The sequence below is a fragment of the Burkholderia sp. PvR073 genome, assembly GCF_054055695.1.
The window spans coordinates 1-25,829 of record NZ_JBSRXO010000013.1 but is presented as its reverse complement, the minus strand read 5'-3'; the positions used below and the strand labels follow the sequence as shown (position 1 = coordinate 25,829).

At 65.4% G+C, this 25,829-nt stretch carries 28 protein-coding genes and 4 tRNA genes; 14 read left to right on the top strand and 18 right to left on the bottom strand.

The genetic code is table 11. The annotated features are described in order from the left end of the window. Window positions 1-205 precede the first annotated feature (205 nt). A complete protein-coding gene (locus ACVK00_RS29150) occupies window positions 206-670 on the top strand; it encodes a plasmid fertility inhibition factor family protein (RefSeq protein WP_228907530.1) in 465 nt (154 codons plus the stop codon). Between the two features lie 72 nt (window positions 671-742). Here ACVK00_RS29150 and ACVK00_RS29145 read toward each other — a convergent pair whose 3' ends face one another. Then, on the bottom strand, window positions 743-1,261 hold the full coding sequence (locus ACVK00_RS29145) for a GNAT family N-acetyltransferase (protein WP_284892796.1): 519 nt from the start codon (window positions 1,259-1,261) through the stop codon (window positions 743-745). Window positions 1,262-1,936: 675 nt separating this feature from the next. Here ACVK00_RS29145 and ACVK00_RS29140 point away from each other — a divergent pair. Both ACVK00_RS29140 and ACVK00_RS29135 read left to right on the top strand, forming a co-directional pair. Then, window positions 1,937-2,737, top strand: a complete 801-nt coding sequence (locus tag ACVK00_RS29140) for a class I SAM-dependent methyltransferase (RefSeq protein WP_284891589.1) — start codon at window positions 1,937-1,939, stop codon at window positions 2,735-2,737. Next, window positions 2,712-2,978: a hypothetical protein gene (locus ACVK00_RS29135; RefSeq protein ID WP_284891590.1), complete on the top strand. Its 267-nt coding sequence runs from the start codon at window positions 2,712-2,714 to the stop codon at window positions 2,976-2,978. The genes ACVK00_RS29140 and ACVK00_RS29135 overlap by 26 nt, the downstream gene beginning before the upstream one ends. Before the next feature lie 218 nt (window positions 2,979-3,196). Here the strand turns inward: ACVK00_RS29135 and ACVK00_RS29130 are convergent. The 8 genes from ACVK00_RS29130 to ssuD form a co-directional block, all read right to left on the bottom strand. Beyond that, a tRNA-His gene (locus ACVK00_RS29130) sits at window positions 3,197-3,272 on the bottom strand. A gap of 63 nt (window positions 3,273-3,335) precedes the next feature. Next, window positions 3,336-4,322: a tRNA dihydrouridine(20/20a) synthase DusA gene (gene dusA / locus ACVK00_RS29125; RefSeq protein ID WP_228907527.1), complete on the bottom strand. Its 987-nt coding sequence runs from the start codon at window positions 4,320-4,322 to the stop codon at window positions 3,336-3,338. Between the two features lie 131 nt (window positions 4,323-4,453). After that, window positions 4,454-4,708, bottom strand: a complete 255-nt coding sequence (locus ACVK00_RS29120) for a hypothetical protein (protein ID WP_124610691.1) — start codon at window positions 4,706-4,708, stop codon at window positions 4,454-4,456. A 55-nt stretch (window positions 4,709-4,763) separates the two neighbouring features. Then, window positions 4,764-4,961, bottom strand: coding sequence for a hypothetical protein (locus ACVK00_RS29115; RefSeq protein ID WP_006751018.1), 198 nt, complete (start codon window positions 4,959-4,961; stop codon window positions 4,764-4,766). A 138-nt stretch (window positions 4,962-5,099) separates the two neighbouring features. Next, window positions 5,100-5,315 (bottom strand): TOBE domain-containing protein, encoded by a 216-nt coding sequence (locus ACVK00_RS29110; RefSeq protein ID WP_006400187.1) that lies wholly within the window; start codon window positions 5,313-5,315, stop codon window positions 5,100-5,102. Between the two features lie 57 nt (window positions 5,316-5,372). Next, window positions 5,373-6,332 carry an ATP-binding cassette domain-containing protein gene (locus tag ACVK00_RS29105; RefSeq protein WP_284891601.1) on the bottom strand — a complete coding sequence of 320 codons (960 nt, stop codon included), beginning with the start codon at window positions 6,330-6,332 and terminating at the stop codon, window positions 5,373-5,375. Continuing rightward, window positions 6,329-7,141 (bottom strand): aliphatic sulfonate ABC transporter permease SsuC, encoded by an 813-nt coding sequence (gene ssuC, locus ACVK00_RS29100; RefSeq protein WP_284891602.1) that lies wholly within the window; start codon window positions 7,139-7,141, stop codon window positions 6,329-6,331. Before ssuC ends, ACVK00_RS29105 begins: the two co-directional genes overlap by 4 nt. Before the next feature lie 16 nt (window positions 7,142-7,157). Next, the gene (ssuD, locus tag ACVK00_RS29095) at window positions 7,158-8,315 is read right to left on the bottom strand and encodes an FMNH2-dependent alkanesulfonate monooxygenase (RefSeq protein ID WP_284891603.1); all 1,158 of its coding nucleotides are present in this window, start codon (window positions 8,313-8,315) and stop codon (window positions 7,158-7,160) included. Between the two features lie 341 nt (window positions 8,316-8,656). Between ssuD and ACVK00_RS29090 the strand changes: the two genes are divergently transcribed. Continuing rightward, on the top strand, window positions 8,657-9,085 hold the full coding sequence (locus ACVK00_RS29090; RefSeq protein ID WP_284891604.1) for a hypothetical protein: 429 nt from the start codon (window positions 8,657-8,659) through the stop codon (window positions 9,083-9,085). 121 nt (window positions 9,086-9,206) lie between these two features. On the opposite strand, the gene ACVK00_RS29085 is transcribed toward ACVK00_RS29090, so the two are convergent. The 3 genes from ACVK00_RS29085 to ACVK00_RS29075 are packed head-to-tail and all read right to left on the bottom strand — an operon-like array spanning window position 9,207 to window position 11,238. Further along, the gene (locus tag ACVK00_RS29085; protein WP_284891605.1) at window positions 9,207-10,367 is read right to left on the bottom strand and encodes an enoyl-CoA hydratase/isomerase family protein; all 1,161 of its coding nucleotides are present in this window, start codon (window positions 10,365-10,367) and stop codon (window positions 9,207-9,209) included. A 31-nt stretch (window positions 10,368-10,398) separates the two neighbouring features. Further along, window positions 10,399-10,737 (bottom strand): DMT family transporter, encoded by a 339-nt coding sequence (locus ACVK00_RS29080; protein ID WP_284891606.1) that lies wholly within the window; start codon window positions 10,735-10,737, stop codon window positions 10,399-10,401. A gap of 3 nt (window positions 10,738-10,740) precedes the next feature. Beyond that, window positions 10,741-11,238, bottom strand: coding sequence for a heme-degrading domain-containing protein (locus ACVK00_RS29075; protein WP_284891607.1), 498 nt, complete (start codon window positions 11,236-11,238; stop codon window positions 10,741-10,743). A 221-nt stretch (window positions 11,239-11,459) separates the two neighbouring features. Between ACVK00_RS29075 and ACVK00_RS29070 the strand changes: the two genes are divergently transcribed. The 7 genes from ACVK00_RS29070 to ACVK00_RS29040 all read left to right on the top strand — a co-directional run bounded on the left by ACVK00_RS29070 (window position 11,460) and on the right by ACVK00_RS29040 (window position 16,822). Beyond that, a tRNA-Met gene (locus tag ACVK00_RS29070) sits at window positions 11,460-11,536 on the top strand. Window positions 11,537-11,708: 172 nt separating this feature from the next. After that, window positions 11,709-12,254 (top strand): NUDIX hydrolase, encoded by a 546-nt coding sequence (locus tag ACVK00_RS29065; RefSeq protein WP_166721543.1) that lies wholly within the window; start codon window positions 11,709-11,711, stop codon window positions 12,252-12,254. Between the two features lie 9 nt (window positions 12,255-12,263). Continuing rightward, window positions 12,264-13,028: a leucyl/phenylalanyl-tRNA--protein transferase gene (gene aat, locus ACVK00_RS29060; protein WP_166721542.1), complete on the top strand. Its 765-nt coding sequence runs from the start codon at window positions 12,264-12,266 to the stop codon at window positions 13,026-13,028. Between the two features lie 33 nt (window positions 13,029-13,061). Beyond that, window positions 13,062-13,892, top strand: a complete 831-nt coding sequence (locus ACVK00_RS29055) for an arginyltransferase (RefSeq protein WP_166721541.1) — start codon at window positions 13,062-13,064, stop codon at window positions 13,890-13,892. A gap of 179 nt (window positions 13,893-14,071) precedes the next feature. Further along, window positions 14,072-15,109, top strand: a complete 1,038-nt coding sequence (locus ACVK00_RS29050; RefSeq protein ID WP_006751029.1) for a quinone-dependent dihydroorotate dehydrogenase — start codon at window positions 14,072-14,074, stop codon at window positions 15,107-15,109. 103 nt (window positions 15,110-15,212) lie between these two features. Beyond that, window positions 15,213-16,007 (top strand): cystine ABC transporter substrate-binding protein, encoded by a 795-nt coding sequence (locus ACVK00_RS29045; RefSeq protein WP_284891609.1) that lies wholly within the window; start codon window positions 15,213-15,215, stop codon window positions 16,005-16,007. Between the two features lie 122 nt (window positions 16,008-16,129). Next, entirely contained in the window at window positions 16,130-16,822 is a 693-nt protein-coding gene (locus tag ACVK00_RS29040) for an amino acid ABC transporter permease (protein ID WP_006758016.1), read from the top strand. Window positions 16,823-16,889: 67 nt separating this feature from the next. Here ACVK00_RS29040 and ACVK00_RS29035 read toward each other — a convergent pair whose 3' ends face one another. From ACVK00_RS29035 to rnr, 6 genes are all read right to left on the bottom strand, one after another. Next, complete coding sequence (locus ACVK00_RS29035; protein WP_284891610.1) at window positions 16,890-17,876, bottom strand: Gfo/Idh/MocA family protein; 987 nt, start codon at window positions 17,874-17,876, stop codon at window positions 16,890-16,892. Between the two features lie 101 nt (window positions 17,877-17,977). Next, window positions 17,978-18,694 carry a FadR/GntR family transcriptional regulator gene (locus ACVK00_RS29030; protein ID WP_166721538.1) on the bottom strand — a complete coding sequence of 239 codons (717 nt, stop codon included), beginning with the start codon at window positions 18,692-18,694 and terminating at the stop codon, window positions 17,978-17,980. A gap of 283 nt (window positions 18,695-18,977) precedes the next feature. Then, a complete protein-coding gene (gene rpiA, locus ACVK00_RS29025; protein WP_284891611.1) occupies window positions 18,978-19,670 on the bottom strand; it encodes a ribose-5-phosphate isomerase RpiA in 693 nt (230 codons plus the stop codon). 103 nt (window positions 19,671-19,773) lie between these two features. Further along, a complete protein-coding gene (locus ACVK00_RS29020; protein ID WP_284891612.1) occupies window positions 19,774-20,643 on the bottom strand; it encodes an N-acetylmuramoyl-L-alanine amidase in 870 nt (289 codons plus the stop codon). Between the two features lie 128 nt (window positions 20,644-20,771). After that, window positions 20,772-21,515 (bottom strand): 23S rRNA (guanosine(2251)-2'-O)-methyltransferase RlmB, encoded by a 744-nt coding sequence (gene rlmB / locus ACVK00_RS29015; RefSeq protein WP_011656749.1) that lies wholly within the window; start codon window positions 21,513-21,515, stop codon window positions 20,772-20,774. A gap of 151 nt (window positions 21,516-21,666) precedes the next feature. Next, on the bottom strand, window positions 21,667-24,120 hold the full coding sequence (gene rnr, locus ACVK00_RS29010; RefSeq protein WP_228907516.1) for a ribonuclease R: 2,454 nt from the start codon (window positions 24,118-24,120) through the stop codon (window positions 21,667-21,669). 250 nt (window positions 24,121-24,370) lie between these two features. Here rnr and ACVK00_RS29005 point away from each other — a divergent pair. The 3 genes from ACVK00_RS29005 to ACVK00_RS28995 all read left to right on the top strand — a co-directional run bounded on the left by ACVK00_RS29005 (window position 24,371) and on the right by ACVK00_RS28995 (window position 25,827). Further along, window positions 24,371-24,457, top strand: a tRNA-Leu gene (locus tag ACVK00_RS29005). 183 nt (window positions 24,458-24,640) lie between these two features. Next, complete coding sequence (locus ACVK00_RS29000) at window positions 24,641-25,630, top strand: aliphatic sulfonate ABC transporter substrate-binding protein (RefSeq protein WP_284891613.1); 990 nt, start codon at window positions 24,641-24,643, stop codon at window positions 25,628-25,630. Between the two features lie 110 nt (window positions 25,631-25,740). Continuing rightward, window positions 25,741-25,827: transfer RNA gene (locus ACVK00_RS28995), tRNA-Leu, on the top strand. Window positions 25,828-25,829 lie beyond the last annotated feature (2 nt).

The following is a 25,829-nucleotide window of genomic DNA, read 5'->3' as shown; positions in this document are numbered from 1 at the left end:
CGGGCGATTTCTTATATCGCGCTGCGGCCTCTGGCATGTCGCGTGCATGGCCAAAACCGCATGATTCCATTTTTCCTTGAATCAGCGATTTTTCTTTTCGGATTTTCGTGAAATCATGTTTCGCGATTGGTATCTGCCGGCTCCGCAGCCGCGACCGCGCTGCTACCGTCCCGCCACAAAAATCGCTTCGCCACCCAAGGAAACAATGACACTCGCTCGGGCACAACATGACGGCGTCGATGTCTGGATCATCCAGCTTCCGGGACACGCCGCCTATGCCTATACGCATCTCAAGCGGGTATTCGCATCCGACGACTCGCGGCATCGCGTCGTGACAGTCGACCTGACGAAGCTGCTCGCCTGCGCCGATCGCGATACGACCGACTACGTGCTGCCGGCGGTTCAGTACTGGGCGCCCGGCAAGGCCGCCGGCATCCGTGAATTCCTCGACCCGGCCGAGCCGCGGATTCCCGATATGCCCTTCATCACGTTTCGCGAGATGAGAACGCGGACGCTGCTCGGCATCCCGGGCCTGTCGAAAGTCGGCGTCGCGTCGTTCCGGAACGGTCAGCATCGCGCACGCTATCTGGCGTATGCGGGAGCGAAGAGCCTGCCGGTCGAGGTGCATGAGACGGAGGCGGATCTGCTCGTGCGGTATTGCGGCGAGTGACGCACGGACGCTTGGTCGATTGCGGAATGGGTTGTGCAGCGGGTAGCCGTTCGATGCGATGCCGACAGGCCGTCAGGCCTCGATCACGTAGATCCGGTCGGCGACTTCCGTCCGGCCGATGACGCTGGTTTCGACGGCCGCCAATCGCCAGCCGTTGTGCTCGTAGAAGCCAATCGCGCGGACGTTGCCCTCGAGCACCAAAAGATGAACCTTGTCCACGCCGATATTTCGCGTCCATGCGCGGACGGCTTCGATCATGCGCTTGCCGATACCGCTTCCGTGATGTGCGGGAAGGACGTGAAGGCAATCGAGCAGGACGCCGAGTGCCGGATCGACCGATCTTTCGGCGCTCACGAAACCGATGGGCGCACCATCCGATTCCGCGATCAGCACGAGGCCCCATTCCGCTTCGTTGCGGTCGAAATAGTGTCGCCACCGCGTCGCGTGTTCCGTCGGCACCTCATCGGACAGATAGGCCGCGGGCAGGATATGGCTATATGCGTTCTGCCAGCTCAGCGTGTGCAAGCGCGCGATGTGCGCTGCGTCATGTGACGTCGCACTGCGCAGCGTGATGGTTCGGGGTTCCGGCATGCTGGGGTCGCTTCCGTTGCGTAATCGAGGCCGGAAAAGTGTAGCAGTCGCGATGTTTTCAACGGCGGATTGCATCGCGAAATGCATTAGATGTTGCACGGCGCCGCAGTTGGCAAAAAAATGCCCCGGCGCCTTCCGGGGCGCCAGGACAGAACGGCCCTGGAAAGTCGAGGGCACGAGGAATCGATACATTACACCGATGTAAGAATATTAAGCATTGGCGGCTTGCGCCAAGTCACTGGCTTATTCCGCCAATTTGCGTGTGACGGGCGTGCCAGGACGATCGTTTGGCTTGGCGAGTTCGCAAATGACGCAGCGTTGCCTGGGTGACATCGTTCGAATGACGCAACGGCACCGGCCGCGGTATCGAAACGCTGCGTGCGAATTACCCGAAACGAATAGCGAATGGGCCGAACGCTCCGGGGAATAACGCCACTCGAATCGACGCAGCAGTACCGCGCACATCACACCGGACCGGCTAGAGGCAACTTCCGAAGGCTGGCCATCCAATATCCGTGGTGGCTCGACTAGCGCCCGAAGCCTTCGATCGCTATGCTATGGCGCATCATCTTGATCCCACTGAAAGCTTGTTGCGTACTTCCGCCGGGCGAGAAGTGCTCGTGCCGGCATCCCACGATAACAGTCGCCCTAGCACGAGACGCAGGAGTGGAAGGAATGACCTTGATGAAAAGTCTTGGCCGCTCGATCGGTCCAATTCGCAAGCTCCACGATAACCGTAACGCACTGGCCGAAGCGCTTCTGGTCGCCGAACAGAGGATTCGCGATCTGGAAAATCAAGTGGAGGCGACTCGCGGCACGCCCTTCTTTGCCTATTACGCCAATTTTGACGCGCTTGAATGTATGCGTCGTCATGAAGTACACGACAGAAAGCCAACGCCTGGATTCCAGACGAACTGGCTTGGTGTGCTGGTGGACCCGAAAATTCTGCCATTTCTTGCAGATCAGGGCGGCAAACTGGATCATTTTCCGCTGCCGGCCAACTGGCATGCCGATATTGCAGAATGGGCCTCCGCATTGCACGCCGTGGAATTGGCGCGCCCCGATACATTCACTATGATCGAGCTGGGTTGCGGGTGGGGTTGCTGGATGAATAACACTGGTATGGCCGCCAAACGTACCGGCCGAAAGGTGCATGTCGTAGGCATCGAGGGCGACGAAGGCCATCTTGAATTCGCCCGAGAAGCACTCGCCCGCAACGGGTTCGCGCAGCGCGAATATACGCTGCATCGCGGCGTTGCAGCCGCGAGCGCGGGAAGCGCCCTCTTCCCTCGTCAGGAGCATGCCGGCCACAGCTGGGGGCTTGAGCCGGTTTTCGGCGCGACCAAAGAGCAGCAAGACGAGGCCGTGGCAAACGGCAGTCACGACATCTTGCCGATGATCTCGTTAGAGTCGGCAATCGGCAATCGGCGATCGAGATCGCATCGATCTCTTGCATATCGACATCCAGGGCGGTGAGGCTGCCTTGATCGAATCGTGTCTCTCGCTCCTCAATGAGAAGGTCGCCTACGTTCTGATCGGCACTCACTCGAAGCACATCGAAGGGCGACTCTACGACATTCTGGCGCCCGCCGGCTGGCTGATCGAAATGGAGAGGCCGGCTTTCTATCAGGTCAAGAACTGGATACCGGAGTTGATCGTGGATGGCGTGCAGGCTTGGCGCAATCCGCGTTTTGTCCCGCCAGGAAGCATTCAATAGAACGTCGCATCGCAGCGACGGGAAATGGCCGATCACGACGAAGATCAGGAATCGAAACGCCGACGTGCACGAATTCGCGGCACATGCGAATCCGGAAACGACGTATCGGCATTACGATCGATGGAAGATTGAATCAGCGGACGCGACGGCGTGAATTCTGAAATTCATACCGCGGAAAGCAAAACAGGCGCCTAAGCGCCTGTTTTGTTCAAGAATTTTGGGGTGGCTGATGGGACTCGAACCCACGACGACAGGAATCACAATCCTGGACTCTACCAACTGAGCTACAGCCACCACTGATACTGCTTTGTTTCTTCGCCGTTTCGTTTCGTTCGTGTTCAGCAGCGAAGAACAAGATTATACGAACACTTTTCCGTCTTGCAAAGCATTTTTTTCAAAATTTTCGATGGCGTCGTTCAGATGCGTGCGCGCCTCGTCGAACACGGCCAGATCGCCGCGCGCGAGCTTCTTGTTGTCCGACAGCACGCGACGCCAGCCGCGTGCACCCGCGACGCCGCGATACAGCCCGAGTGCGTGCCGGACAATCGCGCCGAGATACGCGCCGCGCTTCAATTCCGCCGCGCAGTATTCGATCAGTTTCGCCTCGGCCTCTTCGCGCGTCGGCACCGCCGCGGTCGAACCATAGAAGCGCGCGTCGACGCCCGCGAGCACATACGGGTTGTGATAAGCCTCGCGGCCGAGCATCACGCCGTCGACATGCTCGAGATGCTGCGCGACTTCGTCGAGCGTCTTGATCCCGCCGTTGATCACGATCTCCAGCGATGGAAAATCGCGCTTCAGTTGATACGCATAGTCGTACTTGAGCGGCGGGATCTCGCGGTTCTCCTTCGGCGACAGCCCCTTCAGGATCGCGTTGCGCGCGTGCACGACGAACGTCTCGCAGCCCGCTTCCGCCACCTTGCCGACGAAGTCTCGTACGAACGCATAATCCTCGACCGCGTCGACGCCGATCCGGTGCTTGACCGTGACCGGCACCGAGACCGCATCGCGCATCGCCTTCACGCAGTCGGCGACGAGCTGCGGCTCGTTCATCAGGCACGCGCCGAACGCTCCCCGCTGCACACGCTCGGACGGACAGCCGCAATTCAGATTGATCTCGTCGTAGCCCCATTGCTCACCGAGTTTCGCGGCGCGCGCAAGATCGTCCCGTTCGCTGCCGCCCAACTGCAGCGCGACCGGCGATTCGTTCGGCGTGAACGCGAGATGCCGCTGCGCGTCGCCGAACAGCAGCGCGCCCGTGGTGATCATTTCCGTATACAGCCACGTATCGCGCGTCAGCGTGCGATGGAACGACCGGCAATGACGGTCGGTCCAGTCGAGCATGGGCGCCACTGAGACGCGGCGGGGAGGAAGCGAGGACGGTGCGGACATGGAATTCGGGGCAGCAAGCGGCGCGGGAAACAACCCGGCATTTTACCGCAACGTGACCAGCCCAGCCCAGCCCGGCAGGTTGACTAGACCGGCCCGCCCTCGCCGAGTTCGGCGTCCACGGCTCGCCGCGCCTCGTCGAGTACGCGCTCGATCACGCGCCGTTCGGTGAGCAGTATCCCGTCGACCTTCACGAGCCGCCAGTCGATCCGCACGGCCGCGCCTTGCAGCACGCGGTAGTGCGCATGCTCGCCGTCCCACACCTGCTCGGTCTTCACCTCGATCTCGTAGCCGCGGTACGGCTCGCTGAAATCGCCGAGATCGCTGCCTCTCGGTTCCATCGCTCGCTCCGTGGCGACGCAGCGCCAAGCCGCCTCGGCGGCCGGCGCCGTGCGCTCAATCGTATTCGTTAGACAAAACTGATTTGCCGTCGGCGGTCAGATCGACGCGGTCGGCAGCCGCCTGGTAGATCAGCCCTTCGTTCAGCAACGCATAGACGACATCGTCGAACGCGGCGGGGACCGCCCGGGTGTCGCCGAACTGGTCGATCCACTTCAGCGCCTCGATGGCTTCGGGAGAAAGGATGGGGGTCATGCGTTGGCCTCCGGCGTCGGTGTCGTTCCATCCTAGCACTTCGTCCGGACGCCGAATACCGAGGCAAACGCGCGACGTGAAAGCCGGTACGTCGCGCACGGTCAGACCGCCCGCGCCGCGCCGGCATACAAACCGCGCTCAGAGGCGCGCGATCGACACTTCGGTGGACTTCACGAGCGCGACGACTTCGGCGCCGACCTTCAGCTCGAGTTCGTCGACCGAACGCGTCGTGATCACCGACGTGACGATGCCGAACGGCGTCTCGACGTCGACCTCGGACACCACCGGCCCGCGAATGATCTCCTTCACCTTGCCCTTGAACTGGTTACGCACGTTGATTGCAGTGATGCTCATCGGGTTGATCGCTCCGAACAAAAAAGTCTGAGAACGGGCGGCCTGCGCCGCCCGGATTTAAACGGCCCAGCGAATCTGCCCGACCGGTCGTACGTGATCGACTTCAAGCGCCGCCTCCTGATCGGCGCCACCCGGTCCGCCCGCGAGCACGCGTTGCAGCACGCGGTCCTCCAGCGCGGCGAACGCGGCCGATGCGCGCGCACGCGGTCGATCGAGCGGTACCTGCTGATCGAGGGCGACGCGTCCCTGCTCGATCAGCAGGATGCGGTCACCCAGCGCGACGGCTTCCTGCACGTCGTGCGTGACGAGCAGCGCGGTGAACCGATGTTCGCGCCACAACCGCTCGATCAGCGCATGCATCTCGATACGGGTCAGCGCGTCGAGCGCGCCGAGCGGCTCGTCGAGCAGCAGCAGTTGCGGCCGGTGCACCAGCGCGCGGGCAAGCGCGACGCGCTGCCGCTGGCCGCCCGACAACTGCGCGGGCCAGTCGTTCGCCCGCTCGAGCAGCCCGACTTCGTCGAGCACCGCGCGGGCCCGATCGCGCGCGCCGCGCCCAAGGCCCAGCATCACGTTCTGCAGCACGGTCTTCCACGGCAGCAACCGCGCATCCTGGTACATGATCCGCGTGTCGAGCGTGCCGCCGCCCTCGCCGCGCGTCACGAGCGCACCGCTGCTCGGCACCTCGAGCCCGGCGACGAGGCGCAGCAGCGTGGATTTCCCGCAGCCGCTACGGCCGACGATGGCGACGAAGCTGCCGCGCGCGATGCCGAGTTCGACGTTGTCGAGCACGGTACGCGTGCCGAAGCGCTTGCTGACGCCCGACAGCGTCACCGCATCGTCGGGCGCAGGGCTGCCGGTGCGCCGCCGCGCGAGCGGAACGACGGATGCGCCGCCGTCCCGATCGACGATCGCCGCATCCCGTGCGGCGGCGTCCGTCACGCGCGCCTGCGCCAGTTCGGCCTCGAGGTCCGCGCCGGCGAGCGGGCCGTAGGCGGCCGCCGAAGTGGTCGCATTCATGCCTTTGCTCCTGATTGATAAGCGGGGTGCCAGCGCAGCGTCACGCGCTCGATCCATTTCGCCAGCACGTCGGCCAGCTTGCCGAGCACCGCATACAACAGGATGCCGACCACCACCACATCGGTTTGCAGGAATTCGCGCGCGTTCATCGTCATGTAGCCGATGCCCGACTGCGCGGAAATCGTTTCCGCGACGATCAGCATCACCCACATCAGCCCGAGCGCGAAGCGCACGCCGACGAGAATCGACGGCAACGCGCCGGGCAGGATCACGTCGCGGTACAGCGCGAAGCCACGCACGCCGTAGCTCTTCGCCATCTCGATCAGGTTTGCGTCGACCGAGCGGATCCCGTGATACGTGTTGATGTAGACAGGGAAGAACACGCCGAGCGCGACGAGGAACAGCTTCGCCTTCTCGTCGATGCCGAACCACAGGATCACGAGCGGAATCATCGCGAGCGCGGGGATGTTGCGGATCATCTGGATCGTCGAATCGAGCGCGACCTCCGCCGCTTTCGACAGGCCGGTCGCAAGCCCCAGCGCCAGGCCGACACCGCCGCCGATCGCGAAACCGAACAGCGCGCGCCAGGTACTGACCTTCACATTCGCCCACATTTCGCCCGACGTCACGAGCGACCATGCGGCGCGCACGACCGCCACCGGCTCAGGCAGCACGCGGGTCGACAGCCAGCCGACGCGCGCGCCGACCTCCCACACGACCAGCAGCGCGAGCGGCACGAGCCACGGCGCGATTGCGCGCCACGCGCGTGCGGCCACGACGGCGCCCGTCGTCGACGTTTTCGTTGTCATTGCAGGCCTCCTTCGCTCAGCTCTGGCTCGCCTTGGGCAGGTAGTTGTTGCCGACGATCTCGCCGAACGGGCCCGACAGCGGGCCGGACGGCCGCTTTGCGCCCTCGCCCTTGATCAGCGGGAACACGAGCTCGGCAAAACGGTACGACTCCTCGAGGTGCGGATAGCCGGACAGGATGAACGTTTCGATGCCGAGATCCGCGTATTCGCGCATGCGTTCCGCGACCTGCTCGGGATTGCCGACGAGCGCGGTACCGGCGCCGCCACGGACAAGCCCGACACCGGCCCACAGGTTCGGATACACCTCGAGCGCGTCGCGGCCGCCACGCTTGCCGCCGTGCAGCGCGGCCATCCGGCGCTGGCCTTCCGAATCCATGTTCGAGAATGCCTTCTGCGCGCGGGCGATCGTCTCGTCGTCGAGACGGCTGATGAGCCGCTCGGCATCGCGCCATGCTTCGTCCCCGGTCTCGCGCACGATCACGTGCATGCGGATGCCGAAGCGGATCTTGCGGCCGCGCGATTCGGCGCGCGCGCGGATGTCGGCGATCTTCTTCGCGACGGCCTCGGGCGGCTCGCCCCAGGTCAGGTAGGTGTCGATGTGATCCGCGGCGATCGTGTGCGCGGCCGGCGACGACCCGCCGAACCACAACGGCGGATGCGGGCGCTGCACGGGCGGATAAAGCGCCTTGCCGCCCTTCGACTGAAGGTGCTTGCCGATGTAGTCGAACCCGCCGTTGTCGTGCGATGCGGCGAGCAGCCCGCGCCAGATGTGCAGGAAATCGTCGGTGATCTCGTAGCGCGTGTCGTGATCGGCGAACAGTCCGTCGCCTTCGAGCTCGGCGGCGTCGCCCCCCGTCACGACGTTGATCAGCAGGCGCCCGCCCGACAGACGGTCGAACGTCGCGGCCATCCGCGCCGCGAGGCCGGGCGATGCGATGCCCGGGCGCACGGCGACCAGGAACTTCAGGCGCTGCGTCGCTGGAATCAGGCTCGACGCGACGACCCACGCATCCTCGCAGGAGCGGCCGGTCGGCAGCAGCACGCCTTCATAGCCGAGCGTGTCGGCCGCGACGGCGATCTGCTTGAAGTAATCGTAATCCGCGGCGCGCGCGCCTTCGGCGGTACCGAGGTAACGGCTGTCGCCGTGCGTGGGGATAAACCAGAAAACATTCATCTGCTGCTCCTGCTTGACTGTCCTTGCCGGAATCTGGATAAAACGAGGCCCTGCTCGCGTCGCGGATGAGCGACGCATGCATGATGTGCGTTCGAATCGGGATGGCTCGCCGGTCAGGCCGTGCAGCGGGCGAGTACGCGATTGCACGGCTGTTTCTGGGAAATCAGTCTATGGATCGGTGCGGGGCTTTGGAACGATTTTTTTGAGCTTAAGTTTTCCGCTTTCGTGATTAGCACGACGCTCCAGCGAATATCGCGGCGGCCGGGCCCTATAATGGCGCACCAATCCGAACAACTTCGCGCGGACGGCCCCGGCCAACCGCGCCTGCAATGCACTTACCGATGCAGAAAGTCATCCTGCCGTTCCTGTCCGGCTTCCTGGCCGCCCTCTTCTTTCGCGAAGCGACGCTCGCGCTGCTGCACACGGCCGACCTGATCGCCGCAGCCGGATTCTCCACGCAACCATTCGCACCGCTCGGCATTCCTGAATTTGTTGCGAACGCGCTGATCAGCGCGTGCTGTGCCATCCCGATGGCGTGGCTGCTGCGCGTGTCGCCGGACCGCGAGGCGCCGTGGATCGGCGCGCTGGTGTTCGGCGGCATCGTGCTGACGGCCGCCCGCGTGTTCGCGATCGATCCGCTGCGCGGAATCTGGCCGTCGGGGAACATGATGCCGGTGCTCGCGTCAGGGTTCGCCGCGAACGCGATCTGGGGCTTCGGCGCGCTCGTGTTCATGCGCGCGTTCATGTCGGACGATGCCGGCGACGACTGACGCACGTCTCGCGGTGAGGCCCGTGCCCACCGCCGCCGAGCCCGACCGGCATCCGCCAATGAAAAGGCCGCCTGCACATGCGCAGGCGGCCTTTTTGCTTTTCACGTCGATAGCGCGCGCGTCAGTCCTTCAGGTTGCGCAGCGGATGCGTGTCGGGCGTCCACGGGCTGTCGAACATCGCGAGCACGTCGGCCCGGTCGATATCGGCGGCCGACTTGAAGCGCCAGACCGGCTGGTGGTCCTTGTCGACGATCAGCGCCCGCACGCCTTCGATCACGTCGCCGTGCGCGAACGTCGAGCGCGTGAGGTCGAGATCGCGCCGCAGGCAATCGGCCATCGTCGCGCCACGCGCCCGTTCGACGACTTCGAGCGACACGGCCATCGACAGCGGCGACAACTGGCTGCGCATCGCGTGGGTCGCCTTCTCGACCCATCCGTCGACGGCCGCGCAATCCTGCTCGGCGTCGAGCGACGCGAGGATCGCGACGATATCGGGTTGCGCGAAATGCCGATCGATCCCGGCGCGCGCGTCGGCCAGCGCCGACGTGTCGGGCGTCGGCACGACCTTGTGCGCGGCAGCCGCGTCGGCCACGCACGCGACTGCCTGCGCGCCGCTGTCGATGCGCGTGCTGCGCAACGTATCGAGCAGCGCCGGCAGCGCGGCATCGGGCAGATAGACGTCGGCGAGCTGCGCATACAGGGCGCCGGCCGCGTCGAGCGACGCGCCGGTCACGGCAAGGTAGCGGCCGATCGCGCCCGGCGTGCGTGCGAGGAACCAGCTCATCCCGACGTCCGGGAACAGGCCGATGCGCGTTTCGGGCATCGCCATCTTCGTCGAATCGGTGACGACGCGCAGCCCGCCCGTATGCCGCGCGGCCTGCGAAATGCCCATGCCGCCGCCCATCACGACGCCGTGCATCAGCGCGATGTACGGTTTCGGATAGGTGAAGATCGTGTGGTTGAGCGTGTATTCCTCGATGAAGAACATGTCGATCGCATCGCGGTCGCCGCGCTGCCACGCGTCGTGGAAGAAGCGCACGTCGCCGCCCGCGCAGAACGCGCGCGGATGCGGGCTGTGCACGACGACGGCCACCACGTCGGCGTCGTCGCGCCACGCATCGAGCGCCTGCTGCATCAGGCGGATCATCCCGACCGACAGCGCATTCAGCGCCTTCGGCCGGTTCAGTTCGAGATAGCCGATGCGGTTCGCGACATACGCGCGCACGTCGGGCTGGGCGGCTTCGGCGGAAGCCGAATCGGAAACGGAAGCGGAATCGGTCATGTGAGCCATCCGGCGTATCGCGGGCGCACGCTCAGTGCGCCTGCATCTTCGAGAACAGGTTCAGCACCACGACGCCCGCGACGATCAGGCCGAGACCGATCACCGCCGGCACGTCCGGCACCTGACGATAGAGCAGCATCGCGACAAGCGTGATCAGCACGATGCCGGCGCCCGACCACACCGCATAGATGATGCCGACCGGCATCGTGCGCAGCGTGAGCGACAGACAGTAGAACGCGATGCCGTAACCGACCACGACGAGCGCCGACGGCCAGAAGCGCGTGAAGCCGTCCGCCGCGCGCAGCGCGGACGTGCCGATCACTTCCGCGACGATCGCGATCGCGAGCCATGCGTAACCCGGAAGCTGCATCGCTCAGCTCCTCGAAAGCGCCAGCGCGGCGTACTCGTGCCCGAGCTCGGCGCACAGCGCTTCGACGACGAACTCGTGATCCGCGCGCTGCGGCAGCCCCGATGCGGTGATCGAGCCGATCACGCCGGCCCCCGCGACGGTCAGCGGAAACGCACCGCCATGCGGCGAATAGTCGGAGATAGGCAGCCCGTGCTTGTCCGCGAGCGACGCGCCGGCCTGCTGCATGCGCAGGCCGATCGCATACGAACTGCGGCGGAAATGCGCGACGACGTTGCGCTTGCGGCGCACCCAGTCGGCGTTGTCGGGCGTCGCGCCGGCGAGCGCCGCGTAGAACAGCGGCTGGCCGAACGTGACGATGTCGATCGCGATCGCGTGACCGCGCGCCGTGGCGAGCGCATGCATCCGGTTGCCGAGCGCCCAGGCGCGGGCCGGGTCGAAATGGGGAAATACGAGCGCCTGTTCCTGCGCGCCGATCGATTGCAGATCGTGAGCGATATCCATGAATCCGTCGATGCAGTAGTAACAGTAGTGAGCGTTGCAACGGCACCGATGCAATCGCACGGCTTCGCTGCAGGAATGAACGACACGAGCAAACCGTTCGATTCTAGCGCACGCGCCCGCCGTACCGGCCCCACAAGCTGCCAACGAGCGCCTGCAACGCGATTGTCAAAAAGTGCTTGCATGCGTTCGGGATACTCCATATAATTCACTTCTTCGACGGACGCGGGGTGGAGCAGTCTGGCAGCTCGTCGGGCTCATAACCCGAAGGTCGTAGGTTCAAATCCTACCCCCGCAACCAACGTCCCGATTCATGCAAAAAGCCCGGCTCTACGCCGGGCTTTTTGTTTTTCCACGCCCGATCCGGCGCATCGCGGTTGCGCTTCGCGCGGCACGCCGCGCCCATGCGCTCGCGTTCGAGAATGCCCCGCCCCGGTGATACACTCGCATTCACCTCGTCCCTTCCACTCGACATGAAATTCTGCTCCGTCTGCGGTCACGACGTCATCGCGCGCATTCCACCGGGCGACAATCGTGAGCGCTTCATTTGCGATCACTGCGGCACGATCCATTACCAGAATCCGCGTAACGTGGTCGGCACGGTGCCGGTCTGGGGCGATCAGGTGCTGCTGTGCCGCCGCGCGATCGAACCGCGCTATGGGTTTTGGACGCTGCCGGCGGGCTTCATGGAAATGGGCGAGACGACGGCCGAGGCCGCCGCGCGCGAGACGCTCGAGGAAGCCGGCGCGCGTGTCGAGATTCAGAACCTGTTCACGCTGCTCAACGTGCCGCACGTGCATCAGGTCCACCTGTTCTACCTGGCGCGGCTCGTCGATCCGGCTTACGAGGCCGGCGAGGAAAGCCTCGAAGTCAAACTGTTCGACGAAGCCGACATTCCGTGGGACGAAATCGCGTTCCCGACCGTCAGCCAGACCCTGCGCTTCTTCTTCGCCGATCGCGCCGCCGGCGACTACGGCGTGCATACCGGCGATATCTTCCGCTCGCTGCGCAACGGCTGAGCGCGCCCCATGGTCCCCTGGCTCGGCCCGGACGATCCGTTTCCGCCCGTCGAACGCGCACTGGGTCCCGCGACCGGCGCGCCGGGACTGCTCGCCGCGAGTGCCGACCTGCTGCCGTCGCGCCTGATCGAGGCCTACCTGCGCGGCATCTTCCCGTGGTATTCGGACGGCCAGCCCGTGCTGTGGTGGAGCCCCGACCCGCGGATGATCCTCGCACCGGCCGAATTCAAGGTGTCACCGTCGCTGCGCAAGACGCTCAGGCGCGTGCTGCGCGAACCTGCGTGGGAAGTGCGCGTCGACCATGACTTTGCGGGCGTGATGCGCGCGTGCGCGCAAGCGCCGCGCCGCGGGCAGCGCGGCACCTGGATCACCGCCGAGATCATCGACGCCTATACGTCGCTCTACCGCTCCGGCAACGCGCACAGCATCGAGACGTGGCACGACGGGCGCCGCATCGGCGGTCTGTACGGGGTTACGTTCGGACGGATGTTCTTCGGCGAGTCGATGTACGCGGATGCCACCGATGCGTCGAAGATCGCGCTGGCGACGCTGGTCGCCCACCTTCGCGAGCAGGGGCTGGAAATGATAGACTGCCAGCAGAATACGTCGCATCTAGCGTCGCTCGGTGGCCGCGAGATCGCACGCAAGGCCTTTGTTGCTCACGTGCGCCGCGCGGTGGCCGAACCGCCGATTCCGTGGCAGTTCGACAAGCGCGTGCTCGCCGCGCTGACGGGCCCCGCCGAACCGGCGGCGCCCTCCGGGATCGAGCGCTAGCGCGGCACTCCTTCCCTGCATCGAGAGCTGCCCATGACTCACCCGACTGAGCTGCCGCTTTCACCGCTTTCGGCGCTGCAATTCTATGCAACGGCGCCCTATCCGTGCAGCTATCTGGACGGCCGCATCGCGCGCTCGCAAGTCGCGACGCCGAGCCACCTGATCAACTCCGACATCTATACCGAGCTCGTAAAGGCCGGCTTCCGGCGCTCGGGCGTCTTCACCTATCGCCCGTACTGCGACGGCTGCCGCGCCTGCGTTCCGGTGCGCGTGCCGGTCGGCGCGTTCACGCCGTCGCGCACGCAGCGCCGAATGTGGAAGCGGCACCGCGCGCTCGTCGCGACCGTCTCGCCGCTGCACTACGACGAGGAGCACTACGCGCTCTACATGCGCTACCAGTCCGCGCGCCACGCGGGCGGCGGCATGGACCGCGACAGCCGCGACCAGTACGAGCAGTTCCTGCTGCAGAGCCGGATCAATTCGCGCCTCGTCGAATTCCGCGACCTCGACGCGCCGGGCGGCGAGCCGGGCAAGCTGCGCATGGTCAGCATGATCGACATCCTCGGCGACGGACTGTCGTCGGTCTACACGTTCTTCGAACCCGACGACCAGCACACGAGCTACGGGACCTACAACATCCTGTGGCAGATCGAACAGGCGAAGAGCCTCGGCCTGCCGTACGTGTATCTCGGCTACTGGATCCGCGAGAGCCCGAAGATGGCCTACAAGGCGAACTTCCATCCACTCGAAGGGTTGCTCGACGGCCGCTGGAAAATACTCGATCCCGATCGTGTCGAGCTGCCGCCGGTCGACGCGGCACTGGCGCGCGCGCCGCTGCCGGGCGGACATTCCGGGTCGGGTTGACGGGCCCTCCCGCGGCGCGGCTTCGCGCCTGCAACGGGCACCCTTTCCGCCCGTGCATGCGCCGCCGCACCGCACGAGAAGCGCCCCCGCCGGCGCGCGCGAAGCGAAGCCCGCCCTTGCCGCGCAACTCCCGGTAAAATAGCGGGTTGTCATTCATTCCGGCCGTCCGCCCAATTCCCGTGTTCAGTTCCCTCTATCCGCTGGCCCGCGCATCCCTGTTCAAGATGGATGCGGAAGACGCTCACCACCTCACGCTGCGCGCGCTCGGCGCGGCCGGCCGCACGGGCCTCGCCTGCGCGCTGTCGGCGCGCGTGCCCGATGCGCCCCGCACCGTGATGGGGCTCACGTTCCGCAACCCGGTCGGCCTCGCCGCCGGCCTCGACAAGGACGGCGCGGCCATCGACGGCCTCGCGTCGCTCGGCTTCGGCTTCATCGAGGTCGGCACCGTCACGCCACGCCCGCAGCCGGGCAATCCGCGCCCGCGGATGTTCCGCCTGCCGCAGGCCGACGCGCTGATCAACCGGATGGGCTTCAACAACCACGGCGTCGACCAGTTCGTGAAGAACGTCCAGGCGGCCCGCTATCGCGGCATCCTCGGCCTGAACATCGGCAAGAACGCCGACACGCCGATCGAGCGCGCCGCGGAAGACTATCTCTACTGCCTCGAGCGCGTGTACCCGTTCGCGAGCTACGTGACGATCAACATTTCGTCGCCGAATACGAAGAACCTGCGCCAGTTGCAGGGCGCGGGCGAACTCGACGCGCTACTCGCCGCGCTGAAGGACAAGCAGCAGCGCCTCGCCGACCTGCACGGCAAGCTCGTGCCGCTCGCGCTGAAGATCGCTCCCGATCTCGACGACGAACAGGTGAAGGAAATCGGCGACACGCTGCTGCGCCACAAGATCGAAGCCGTCATCGCCACCAACACGACGCTGTCGCGCGCGGCCGTGCAGGGCCTGCCGCATGCGGACGAAGCCGGCGGCCTGTCGGGCCGCCCGGTGTTCGACGCCTCGAACGAAGTGATCCGCAAGCTGCATGCCGAAGTCGGCAGCGCGGTGCCGATCATCGGCGTCGGCGGCATCTTCTCGGGCGAGGACGCACGCGTGAAGCTCGCGGCCGGCGCATCGCTGGTCCAGCTGTATACGGGCTTCATCTATCGCGGCCCCGCGCTCGTGGCCGAATGCGTGAAGGCCATCGCGCGCGAACGCACCGCGTAATATAGTCATAAACAAACGATATTTAGTGGTCGATTGCATTTTTGCTATGATCGACCCCATTGTCAGACTCAAGCGCCCCGCCGGGGGCAAGGAAGCTCACACGATGAAAATTTCGCTGCTGAAGAAGCTGCTCGTTGCCGGCCTGATCGGCACGTCGTTCGCCGCCGCCACCGCGCATGCGGCCGACCTCCTCGATGAGGTGAAGCAACGCAGCACGCTGCGCGTCGGCCTCGAAGGCACGTTCCCGCCGTTCAACTCGAAGAACCCGCAAGGCGAGCTCGTCGGCTTCGACGTCGACATCGCAAAGGCCGTCGCCGCGAAGCTCGGCGTGAAGGCCGAGTTCGTCACGACCGAATGGAGCGGCATCATCGCGGGCCTGCAGGCCGGCAAGTTCGACGTGATCGCCAACCAGGTCGGCATCACCGACAAGCGCAAGGAAACGCTCGACTTCTCGCCGGCGTACACGTACTCGTCCGCGCAGCTGATCCAGCGCAAGGACGATACGCGCCAGTTCAAGTCGCTCGACGACCTGAAGGGCAAGAAGCTCGGCGTCGCGCTCGGCACGAACTACATGGACATGGCGAAGTCGGTGCCCGGCATCGACGTGAAGACGTACCCGGGCGCGCCCGAGTACCTGCGCGACCTCGCGGCGGGCCGTCTCGACGCGGCACTGAACGACCGCCTGATGCTCGCGTACCTGACGAAGAACTCGCAACTGCCGCTGCGTCCGGGCGCGAACGTCGGCTCGGCGAATCCGTCGGGCATCCCGTTCAAGAAGGGCAACCCGAAGTTCCAGAAGGCGATCGACGACGCCATGGCGCAACTCGCGGCCGACGGCACGTTCACGAAGATCTCGGACAAGTGGTTCGGCATCGACGTGACGAAGCCGATCAAGTAAGCACGCCTCTGTTTCCCGCCTGACGGCGGGCCGGAATGGGCGGCATCCGAAACGATGCCGCCCTTTGTTTTATCGGTCCGGTTTATGATTGCGCTTTCGCGCACGCACTCGCTTCGTATTCCATGTCGACAACGTCCCTGCTCGTCCAATCGCTGCCGGTGCTCGCCCAGGGTGCCGTACTGACCGTCAAGTTCGCCGTGCTGTCGATGGTGTTCGGCCTGCTCGGCGCCGTCATGCTCGCGATGATGGGCATCCGGCAAAGCGAACCGCTCGAAGGCTTCGAACGCATCTGGGTCAACGCGCTCGCGTGGCTCGCGCGCGCGTATGTGAGCCTGATGCGCGGCACGCCGCTGCTCGTGCAGATCTTCGTGATTTATTACGGATTGCCGAGCCTCGGCATCTCGCTCGATCCGACGCCGGCCGGCGTCATCGCGCTGTCCGCGAACGTCGCCGCTTACATGTCCGAAAGCATGCGCGGCGCGATCAACGGGATCGCGCGCGGCCAATGGCTGGCCGCCTACAGCCTCGGGCTGTCGTGGGGGCAGACGCTGCGCTACGTGATCGGCCCGCAGGCGCTGCGCATCGCGGTGCCGAGCCTGTCGAACAGCCTGATCAGCCTGATCAAGGACACGTCGCTCGTGTCCGTGATCACCGTGACCGAGTTGCTGCGCAGCGCGCAGGAAGTGATCGCGGCGACCTATCAGCCGTTGCCGCTGTACCTTGCCGCCGCCGCTGTCTACTGGGTGCTGTGCCAGATCCTCGAATGGGTCCAGCGCTGGTACGAAAAGCGCCTGTCGCTGCCCGCGCGGCACTGAGCGCGGCGCTGAGCACGTTGCATCGCTCGCCGGGCCGCGGATGCGCGCCCGGCCCCTTCCTTCCCGCCTACTCGCCCGAATAGCGCACGCCGAGCGCCGCGCGTGCCGCGTCGGTCATCGCGATCATCTGTCGTGAATGGTCGTGCGTCATGATCGGGCTCTCCAGTTCACCCGCGCGCAGCAGGTCGCAGAAATGCGCGGTCTCGTAGTTCAGGCCGCCACCGTCGAACGGTGCATCGAGTTCGACGGTACGCCCGTCGGCATAGCGGATCGTCGCCCGCGTGGGGTTCCACCACTTCTCGTGAATCGTCACGTGCCCGCCCGCCGCGGCGATCAGCGCGTCGCCGCGTCCCATCACGTCGAGCCCGCAAAAGAGCTGCGCGATGCCGCCATTCGCGTGGCGGCTGTTCAGGCTCGCGAAGACGTCGACGCCCGTCGCGCCGACACGGCCGAGCGTCTGCACGTCGCGTGCGGCGCCGAGCCAGTCGACCGCGAGAAACGCTTCGTAGATCCCGATGTCGAGCAGCGCGCCGCCGGCTCGATCGAGACGATAGACGGAATGATCGTCCGGCACCGACGACGACGCGCAGCCCGCGCGCACGAGCCGGATCTCGCCGATCGGATCGTCACGCAAGTGCGCACGCAACTGCCGGTACAGCGGAAAGAACGGCGGCTTCATCGCTTCCATGAAGAGCCGTCCGGCAGCGCGCGCCGCGTCCAGCACCGCGTCGAGTTGCCCTGCGTTCAGCGTCGCCGGCTTTTCGCACAGCACGGCCTTGCCGGCGGCGAGCGCCGCCTGCGCGTATTGCGCATGACTGTCGTGGAGGGTCGCGATGTAGATCGCGTCGATGTCGCTCGCGAGGAGCGCGTCGAGGCTGGCCGCGGGCGTGCCGCCGCAGCTGTCGCAGAAGGCGGCTGCCGCGTCGGCGCGGCGTGCCCACACGCCGGCGAGCACGGCACCCGGCACGTGAGCGAGGCTTTGCGCGAAACGGCGTGCGATGCTGCCTGCGCCGACGATGCCGAAGCGCACCGGGCGGTTGTCGAAGTCGTTCATCCGGATCTTCCGTGTCGTTCGTATGACGGTGGCCGACACGCTGCCGGCCGGCCGTCATGATAAACGGCTCGCCGGCTCACGGCTGAGCGACGCGGGTGGATTCAGGCGCGCATGGGCACGTCGACGGAGAAATCGCGCGAGATCTCGTCGGCGCTGAAATCGATCAGGGCGAGCGATGCCGCTTCGGCTTCGCGCGGATCGCGACGTTCGATCGCATCGACGACGCGCGCATGCGCCTTGACCGCGATGTCGTGCGCGCCATCCTTCTGCACGACGCGCGGATTCACGAGCCGCACCGCGCCGCGCACGATCGCCGCCATCTGCTGGAAGAACTGATTGCCGCTCGCCTGGACGATCCGCGTGTGCAGCAGTTCGTCCGCCGTGTCGTAGCCGGGGTCGCCCGGTTGCAACACCTTGAACGCGTCGAACGCCTCACGGATACCCGCGATGTCGACGGCCGTGGCACGGACCGCCGCCTGCGCGGTCGCGCGCGGTTCGATCAGCATCCGGAATTCGATGACGTCGCGCATGAATTGCGGATCCGGTTTCGCACGAAACCGCCAACTCACGACGTCTTCATCGATCATGCGCCAGTCGCGCATCGGTCGAACGCGCGTACCGACTTTCGGACGCACGTCGAGCATGTCGCGCGCAAGCAACATCGATAATGCTTCGCGCATCACCGTGCGGCTCACGTCGAACTCTTTCGACAGCACGTCCTGCGGCGGCAGAATGCCGCCGTACTTGTCCTCGACGATACCCGCGACAAGCCCATCCATCACTTTGGCGACCAGTGACCGGTCTTTGCCCTGCTCCATGACACCTCCCCGTGCGTCGATTTGCGAACACCTGCTCCGCAGTTCCGCCGGCCCTGGTTACGACTGTTCTTATGATCTATAAGTTGATGATTTCGGGGATATTCCGCTATCTGGTAAACACCTGACAGGGTTATCCCTCTTTTGGAAGAGGTGATTTATAAGGCTTCAAAAAAAGCCCGGAAAGCGCGCTGCGCTTGCCGGGCCGGGACTTCAACAAGATTTAAACATGCAATCCATTACGGCTTCTTGACGCCATTACGGACTGCTTCTCATTCAGTTTTGATTAACCGGGATAAACGATCGTCTCGACGCCGTTCGCCGTGCCGAGCAGGCACAGATTCGCGCCGCGCTCGGCGAACAGGCCGACCGTCACGACGCCCGGCCACGCGTTGACCTGCGCTTCGAAACCGCGCGGATCGGCGATCTGCAGCCCCTTCACGTCGATGATCTCGTTGCCGTTGTCGGTGATGTACGGCGCGCCGTCCTGCGTCACGCGCAGCACCGGCACGCCGCCGAGCGCGGTCACGCGCCGGCCGATCGCCGTGCGCGCCATCGGCACGACCTCGATCGGCAGCGGGAATGCGCCGAGCATCGGCACGCGCTTGCTGCCGTCCGCGATGCAGACGAACGTATCGGCCACCGACGCAACGATCTTCTCGCGCGTCAACGCACCGCCGCCGCCCTTGATCATTGCACCGCTTGCGTCAATCTCGTCGGCCCCGTCGACATACACCTGCAGCGACTCGACCTCGTTCAGGTCGAACACCTTGATGCCGTGCGATTTCAGGCGTTCGGTCGTCGCGAGCGAGCTCGACACGGCACCGCGATAGCGCGATTTGACGGCCGCGAGCGCGTCGATGAAGCAGTTGGCGGTCGAGCCGGTGCCGACGCCGATCACGGCGCCTTCCGGCACGTTCTGGATCACATAATCGGCGGCCGCCTGGCCGACCAGGCGTTTGAGTTCGTCTTGAGTCATGAGGTGGGAATACAGCGGGATTGCGGAAAACCGCCAGTTTACCGGACTCGCAAGACGCCCCGGGCTTTTTCCGCGCGGATGTCGGCCCCGGCCACGCCGACGGTCACGGCGTGCCGTTGGCCGACGCGTTGCCGGCGGGCGCAGCGGGGAAATACTTGTCGAGCAGCGCCTGTGCGATCGCGTCGGTCTCGGCGTCCGGATTGCCCGCGTAGTCGGATGGCCGGAAGTGCATCTGGAATGCGGCGAATACGCGTCGCGTGCGCACGTCGAGCACGCCGTCGGTCGGCACGTCGTAACCGTAGCGCGCGAGCTTCAGCTGCAATTCGCGCACGTCGACGAGCGCGTGCGGATCGCGACCGTCGAGCCGCGCGGCCACGGTCGCATCGTCCGGCCATGCGCCGACGCCGGCTTGCGCGAGCGCATGCCACGGGAACAGCGGACCGGGATCGATCTTGCGTTGCGGTGCGATATCGCTGTGTCCGACCACGCGCGTCGGCGCAATCCCGTAGCGCGCGACGATATCCTTCGACAGGTGAATCAGCGCATCGACCTGCGCGGGCGAATACGGCTGCCAGGTGAGGTTTTGCGGATCGAGCGGGCCGCGATTCACGTTCTCGATGCCGATCGACGCCGCATTGAGCTCGGTCGTGCCCTGCCATTCGCTGATGCCCGCATGCCATGCGCGCTTCGATTCAGGAACGAGCTGATAGACGACCGGCATCCCGTGTTCGATGCGCGGTTGCGGCGGCACGACGTAGTGCACGCTGACCGAATCGCCCGTCAGCGTGCGTAGCGATTTCGGTTCGTCGCTTTCGGTGTAATGCATCACGAGAAAGCGAATCCGCGCATCGGCGCCGCGCGCGTGCAGGCTCGTGTCGGCGTAGTAGCCGCCGCGCTCGATCAGCGACGGCGACGTGCAGGCGGCCAGCAGGCCAAGGATGGCGCACGATGCGCCGAGGCGAATCAGGGTCATGGTTCGCGAGTTCCGGGGCCGCGTGCCGCGCACAATCGCGGCACGCGTCGTTCGGGTCATGGCGGCCCGCGCATCGCGCGAGACCGCGTGCGTCAGCCCGTCAGTCGGCCCGTCAGTCAGCCGGCGAATCAGCCCTTCACGCGCCGCTGCCGCACCGCTTCGTACAGGCACACGCCGCTTGCAACCGACACGTTCAGGCTTTCCACGCTGCCGGCCATCGGGATGCTCATCACGTCGTCGCAGGTGTCGCGCGTAAGCCGGCGCATGCCTTCGCCTTCCGCGCCCATCACGATGGCGACGGGGCCGTCGAGCTTCGTGTCGTACAGCGTCGCCGACGCGTCGTCCGACGTGCCGATGATCCATACGCCCGCTTCCTTCAGCTCGCGCAGCGCGCGGGCGAGGTTCGTGACCGTGATGTACGGCACCGTGTCGGCCGCGCCGCTCGCGACTTTCGCCGCGGTCGCGTTCAAGCCGACCGCGCGGTCACGCGGCGCGATCACCGCATGCGCGCCTGCCGAATCGGCGACACGCAGGCATGCGCCCAGGTTGTGCGGATCGGTGACACCGTCGAGCACCAGCAGAAGCGCCGGGCCCTGGATGCCGTCGAGCAATTCGGACAGGTTCTGCGCGAGCGGAACGTCCTCGACGCGTGCGACGACGCCCTGGTGGCGCTCGGTATGCGCGAGGCCCCACAGGCGGGTTTCGTCGGCCGCGATCAGCCGCACGCCCGCTTCCTTCGCGGTGTGCAGGAAGTCCTGCATGCGGCGGTCGCGGCGCGTCTGGTCGTACAGCACCTCCGCAACCGTCGATGCATCGTGCCGCAAACGTGCGGTCACCGCATGAAAACCGTAAAGAACCTTCAGACGTGACATGACTGGAACAACCTTCGATCAAACGTGCGGCCGCGCGACGTGCGCAGCCGCGATCCATGGAAAAGGAAAGCGCCGCGTTGCCGGCCGGTGACCGGTAGAACGCGGCGTCTCTCGATACTGCAAGGGCGCGCGCGTGCGCCGCCCCGAACGCTCAATACTTCTTGCGGGCGTGTGTCTTCTTCGCGGCCGTCTTCGCCGGCGCGCCGCCCTTCTTCTTCGCCGCACGCGCGTCGTTCACCGCGGCGGTCGGTGCGCTGGCCGTCCGCTTGCGACGCGGCGCGGCTTCCTCCACCGGCGGCAACGAGCGCACACGCGGGCCGCCGCGATCGTTACCGTTGCCGACGACGGCCGGCGCCGGTGCCGGACGCGGCACCTTCACCGGCGTGTCGCGCACGAGGCGGAAGTCGATCTTGCGCGCATCGAGATCGACGCGGCTCACCTGCACGCGCACGCGATCCGACAGGCGATAACGGATGCCCGTGCGCTCGCCGCGCAGCTCGTTCTTGATCTCGTCGTACTGGAAGTAGTCCGAGCCGAGTTCCGTGACGTGCACGAGCCCTTCGATGAACAGCGTGTCGAGCTGCACGAAGATGCCGAACGACGTGACGCCGTTCACCATCCCGCCGTATTCCTCGCCGAGCTTGTCGCGCATGAAGTAGCACTTGAGCCAGGCCTCGACGTCGCGCGACGCTTCGTCGGCACGCCGCTCGTTCGCCGAGCAGTGCAGGCCGAGTTCTTCCCAGATCGCGGTATTCACGCGCGAACGGCCGCGCGCTTCGTCGTCGGCCTGCTGCATCGCGCGGGCGCGCGGCGACAGCGCGGTGTTCAGCTCGAAGCCGTCCGGCGCCTTCGGCGTGTACTTCTTGCCCGACAGGATCGCGTAGATCGCGCGGTGCGTGAGCAGGTCGGGATAGCGGCGGATCGGGCTCGTGAAGTGCGCGTAGGCCTCATACGCGAGACCGAAGTGACCGATGTTGTCCGGGCTGTAGACGGCCTGCTGCATCGAGCGCAGCAGCATCGGCTGCAGCATCTGCGCGTCGGGCCGGTCGCGAATCTGCGCCATCAGCGCCGCATAATCGCTCGCATGCGGCTTCTCGCCGCCGCCGAGCGACAGGCCCATGCCGCGCAGGAACGCGCGCAGGTTCTCGAGCTTTTCCGGCGTCGGCCCCGCGTGCACGCGGTACAGGCCCGCATGCTTGTTGCGCTTCAGGAAGTCGGCCGCGCAGACGTTCGCGGCCAGCATGCATTCCTCGATCAGCTTGTGCGCATCGTTGCGCTGACGCGGCACGATCTGTTCGATCTTGCCCTGCGAGTTGCAGACGATGTACGTCTCGGTCGTGTCGAAGTCGATCGCACCGCGCTTCTGGCGTGCGGCGAACAGCGCCTTGTAGACGCCGTACAGGTCCTGCAGGTGCGGCAGCAGGTCCGCGCGGCGCGCGGCCTCCGGCCCCTTCGTGTTCGACAGCACGGCCGCGACTTCGGTGTACGTCAGGCGCGCGGCCGAATGGATGACCGCCGGATAGAACTGGTACGCCTTGATCTCGCCGCGCGCGGTAATCACCATGTCGCACACGAGCACGCAGCGGTCGACCTGCGGATTCAGCGAGCACAGCCCGTTCGACAGCTTCTCCGGCAGCATCGGGATCACGCGGCGCGGGAAATAGACCGACGTGCTGCGCTCCAGCGCGTCGGCGTCGAGGCCGCTGCCCGGCTGCACGTAGTGCGACACGTCGGCGATCGCGACGATCAGGCGGTAGCCGTCGCCGCGACCGACCTTGGTCGGCTCGCAGTAGACGGCATCGTCGAAGTCGCGGGCGTCCTCGCCGTCGATCGTCACGAGCGGCACGTCGCGCAAATCGACGCGGAAGCGCAGGTCGGTCGGACGTACCGCGTCCGGCAGTGCGGCGGCATCATTGAGCGCCCGCTGGCCGAATTCGTGCGGCACGCCGTACTTGCGCACGGCGATCTCGATTTCCATGCCCGGATCGTCGATATCGCCGAGCACTTCGACGACGCGGCCAAGCGGTTGCGAGTGGCGGCTCGGGAAGTCGGTCAGTTCGACGACGACGACCTGCCCGACCTTCGCCTTCTTCACGTTCTGCGTGATCAGGATGTCGTGGCCGATGCGCTTGTCTTCGGGCGCGACGATCAGCGCGCCGTTCTCGTTGAGCAGGCGGCCGATCACGCGCTTGTTCGCGCGCTCGGTGACCTCGACGACATGGCCTTCCGGCCGACCGCGGCGATCGTAGCCGACGATCCGCGCGAGCACGCGGTCGTTGTGCATCACCTTCTGCATTTCGCCGTTCGGCAAAAACAGGTCGTCCTGGCCGTCGTCGCGGATCACGAAGCCGTAGCCGTCGCGATGCCCTTGCACGCGACCGGCAACGAAGTTCGACGGATGAGTGAGCTGGTAGTGGCCGCGCTTGTCGAGGCGGATCTGGCCGTCGCGTTCCATTGCGGCGACACGCCGGAAGAACCCCTCGCGTTCCTGGCGCTTGATCGACAGCGCTTCGGCGATGTCGTTGGCGGCCAGCGGCGCGTCGCTCGTACGCAGCACGCCGAGAATTTCTTCACGGCTCGGAATGGGGTACGGATATTTGCTCAAGGGTTTGTCGATGATTGTTCTCGTTGCGTTGACTGATGGTGCACGGCATCAACATAGAAGTGTCCGTCAGACAGTTCTATAGTGACGGCGGCGGATCATTCTATCATCCGACAGTGTCGCCAAATAACCGCGAATGCCGCGTGCAGGCGCCGCGGCGGCCGGTTCGCGGCGCATCGCAAAAATGTGTTGACACGGATAATTGGGGCGCTATAATTTCGCTTCTTTGCAGCAGGCAGCTACTGCAAAACGTGCCCAGGTGGCGGAATTGGTAGACGCACTAGGTTCAGGTCCTAGCGGTGGCAACATCGTGGAGGTTCGAGTCCTCTCCTGGGCACCATCTGTTTTTTGAAAAGGTCGGCTTATGCCGGCCTTTTTTCATTTCCGGCCTTGCCTTACGCGCACTGGCCGCACCATATGCCCGTCACTCCGATCGATAGCAGAATTAATCGGTTATCGATTGCCCTTCCCGTTGGTACGTTAGCCGCGTTGCTTTCAACGAACCCAACGGGGAACCCGCTCCATGACGTCGATGAACCGCCGCGCATTCGCGCAGGCGATGCTGGCCGCCGGCCTGAGCGCCGCCGGCATCCGGACGCACGCCGAAAACACGCCATCCACCCTGCGCATCGGTTATCAGAAATCGTCGACGCTCATCACGCTGCTCAAGACGCGCGGCACGCTCGAGCAGTCGCTCGCGCCGCTGGGCCTGCGCGTGTCGTGGCATGAATTCGCGAGCGGCTTGCCGCTGACCGAAGCGCTCAACGTCGGCGCGATCGATTTCAGCGCCGACGTGGCCGACACGGTTCCCGTCTTCGCACAGGCCGCGCATGCGCGGTTCGTGTACGTCGCACAGGAAGCGCCGTCGCCCAAAGCGCAGGCCATCATCGTCAAGAACGACAGCACGCTGCGCACGCTCGCCGATCTCAGAGCCAAGCGCATCGCCGTCACGAAGGCTGCCGGGAGTCACTATCTGCTGCTTGCCGCACTCGCGCGCGCCAAGCTCGCCCCAACCGACGCCGCGATCCATTACCTGACACCGGCGGATGGCCGCGCGGCGTTCGAGCGCGGCAGCGTCGATGCGTGGATTACGTGGGATCCGTATGTCGCGTCCGTCGACTCGAACCCCGACGTGCGGATTCTGGCCGACGGCAACGGGCTTGCTTCGTACCAGCGTTATTACCTCGCGTCGAGCAGCTTTGCCGCCGCGCGCCCCGACGTCATCCAGATCGTCTTCGACCGTCTGTCACAGGCCGGCGCGTGGCTGCGCGAGCATCAGCGGGAAGCCGCCGATACCCTTGCGCCGATCTGGGGACTCGACGCGAAGACGATCGAGCGCGCCAACGCGCGACGCAGCTATCTCGTGCGCGCCGTGGTCACGCAGAATTTCGGTGAGCAGCAGAAGATCGCCGATACGTTCCTCGCAGCCGGCTTGCTGCCCGCCCGCGTCGACACGGGCGATGCACTGCGCTGGAATTTCACGGCTAAGCGTGCGGAGCCGATCGGAGTCTGATGCCCCGCCCATGCAACGCACGATATTTTTATCGCCGTCGCTCAAATTGTGTTGACAGCTTCTTCGAACACGCTACAATAGCGGTCTTCGCATCGCAGCAAGCGAAACGTGCCCAGGTGGCGGAATTGGTAGACGCACTAGGTTCAGGTCCTAGCGGTGGCAACATCGTGGAGGTTCGAGTCCTCTCCTGGGCACCATC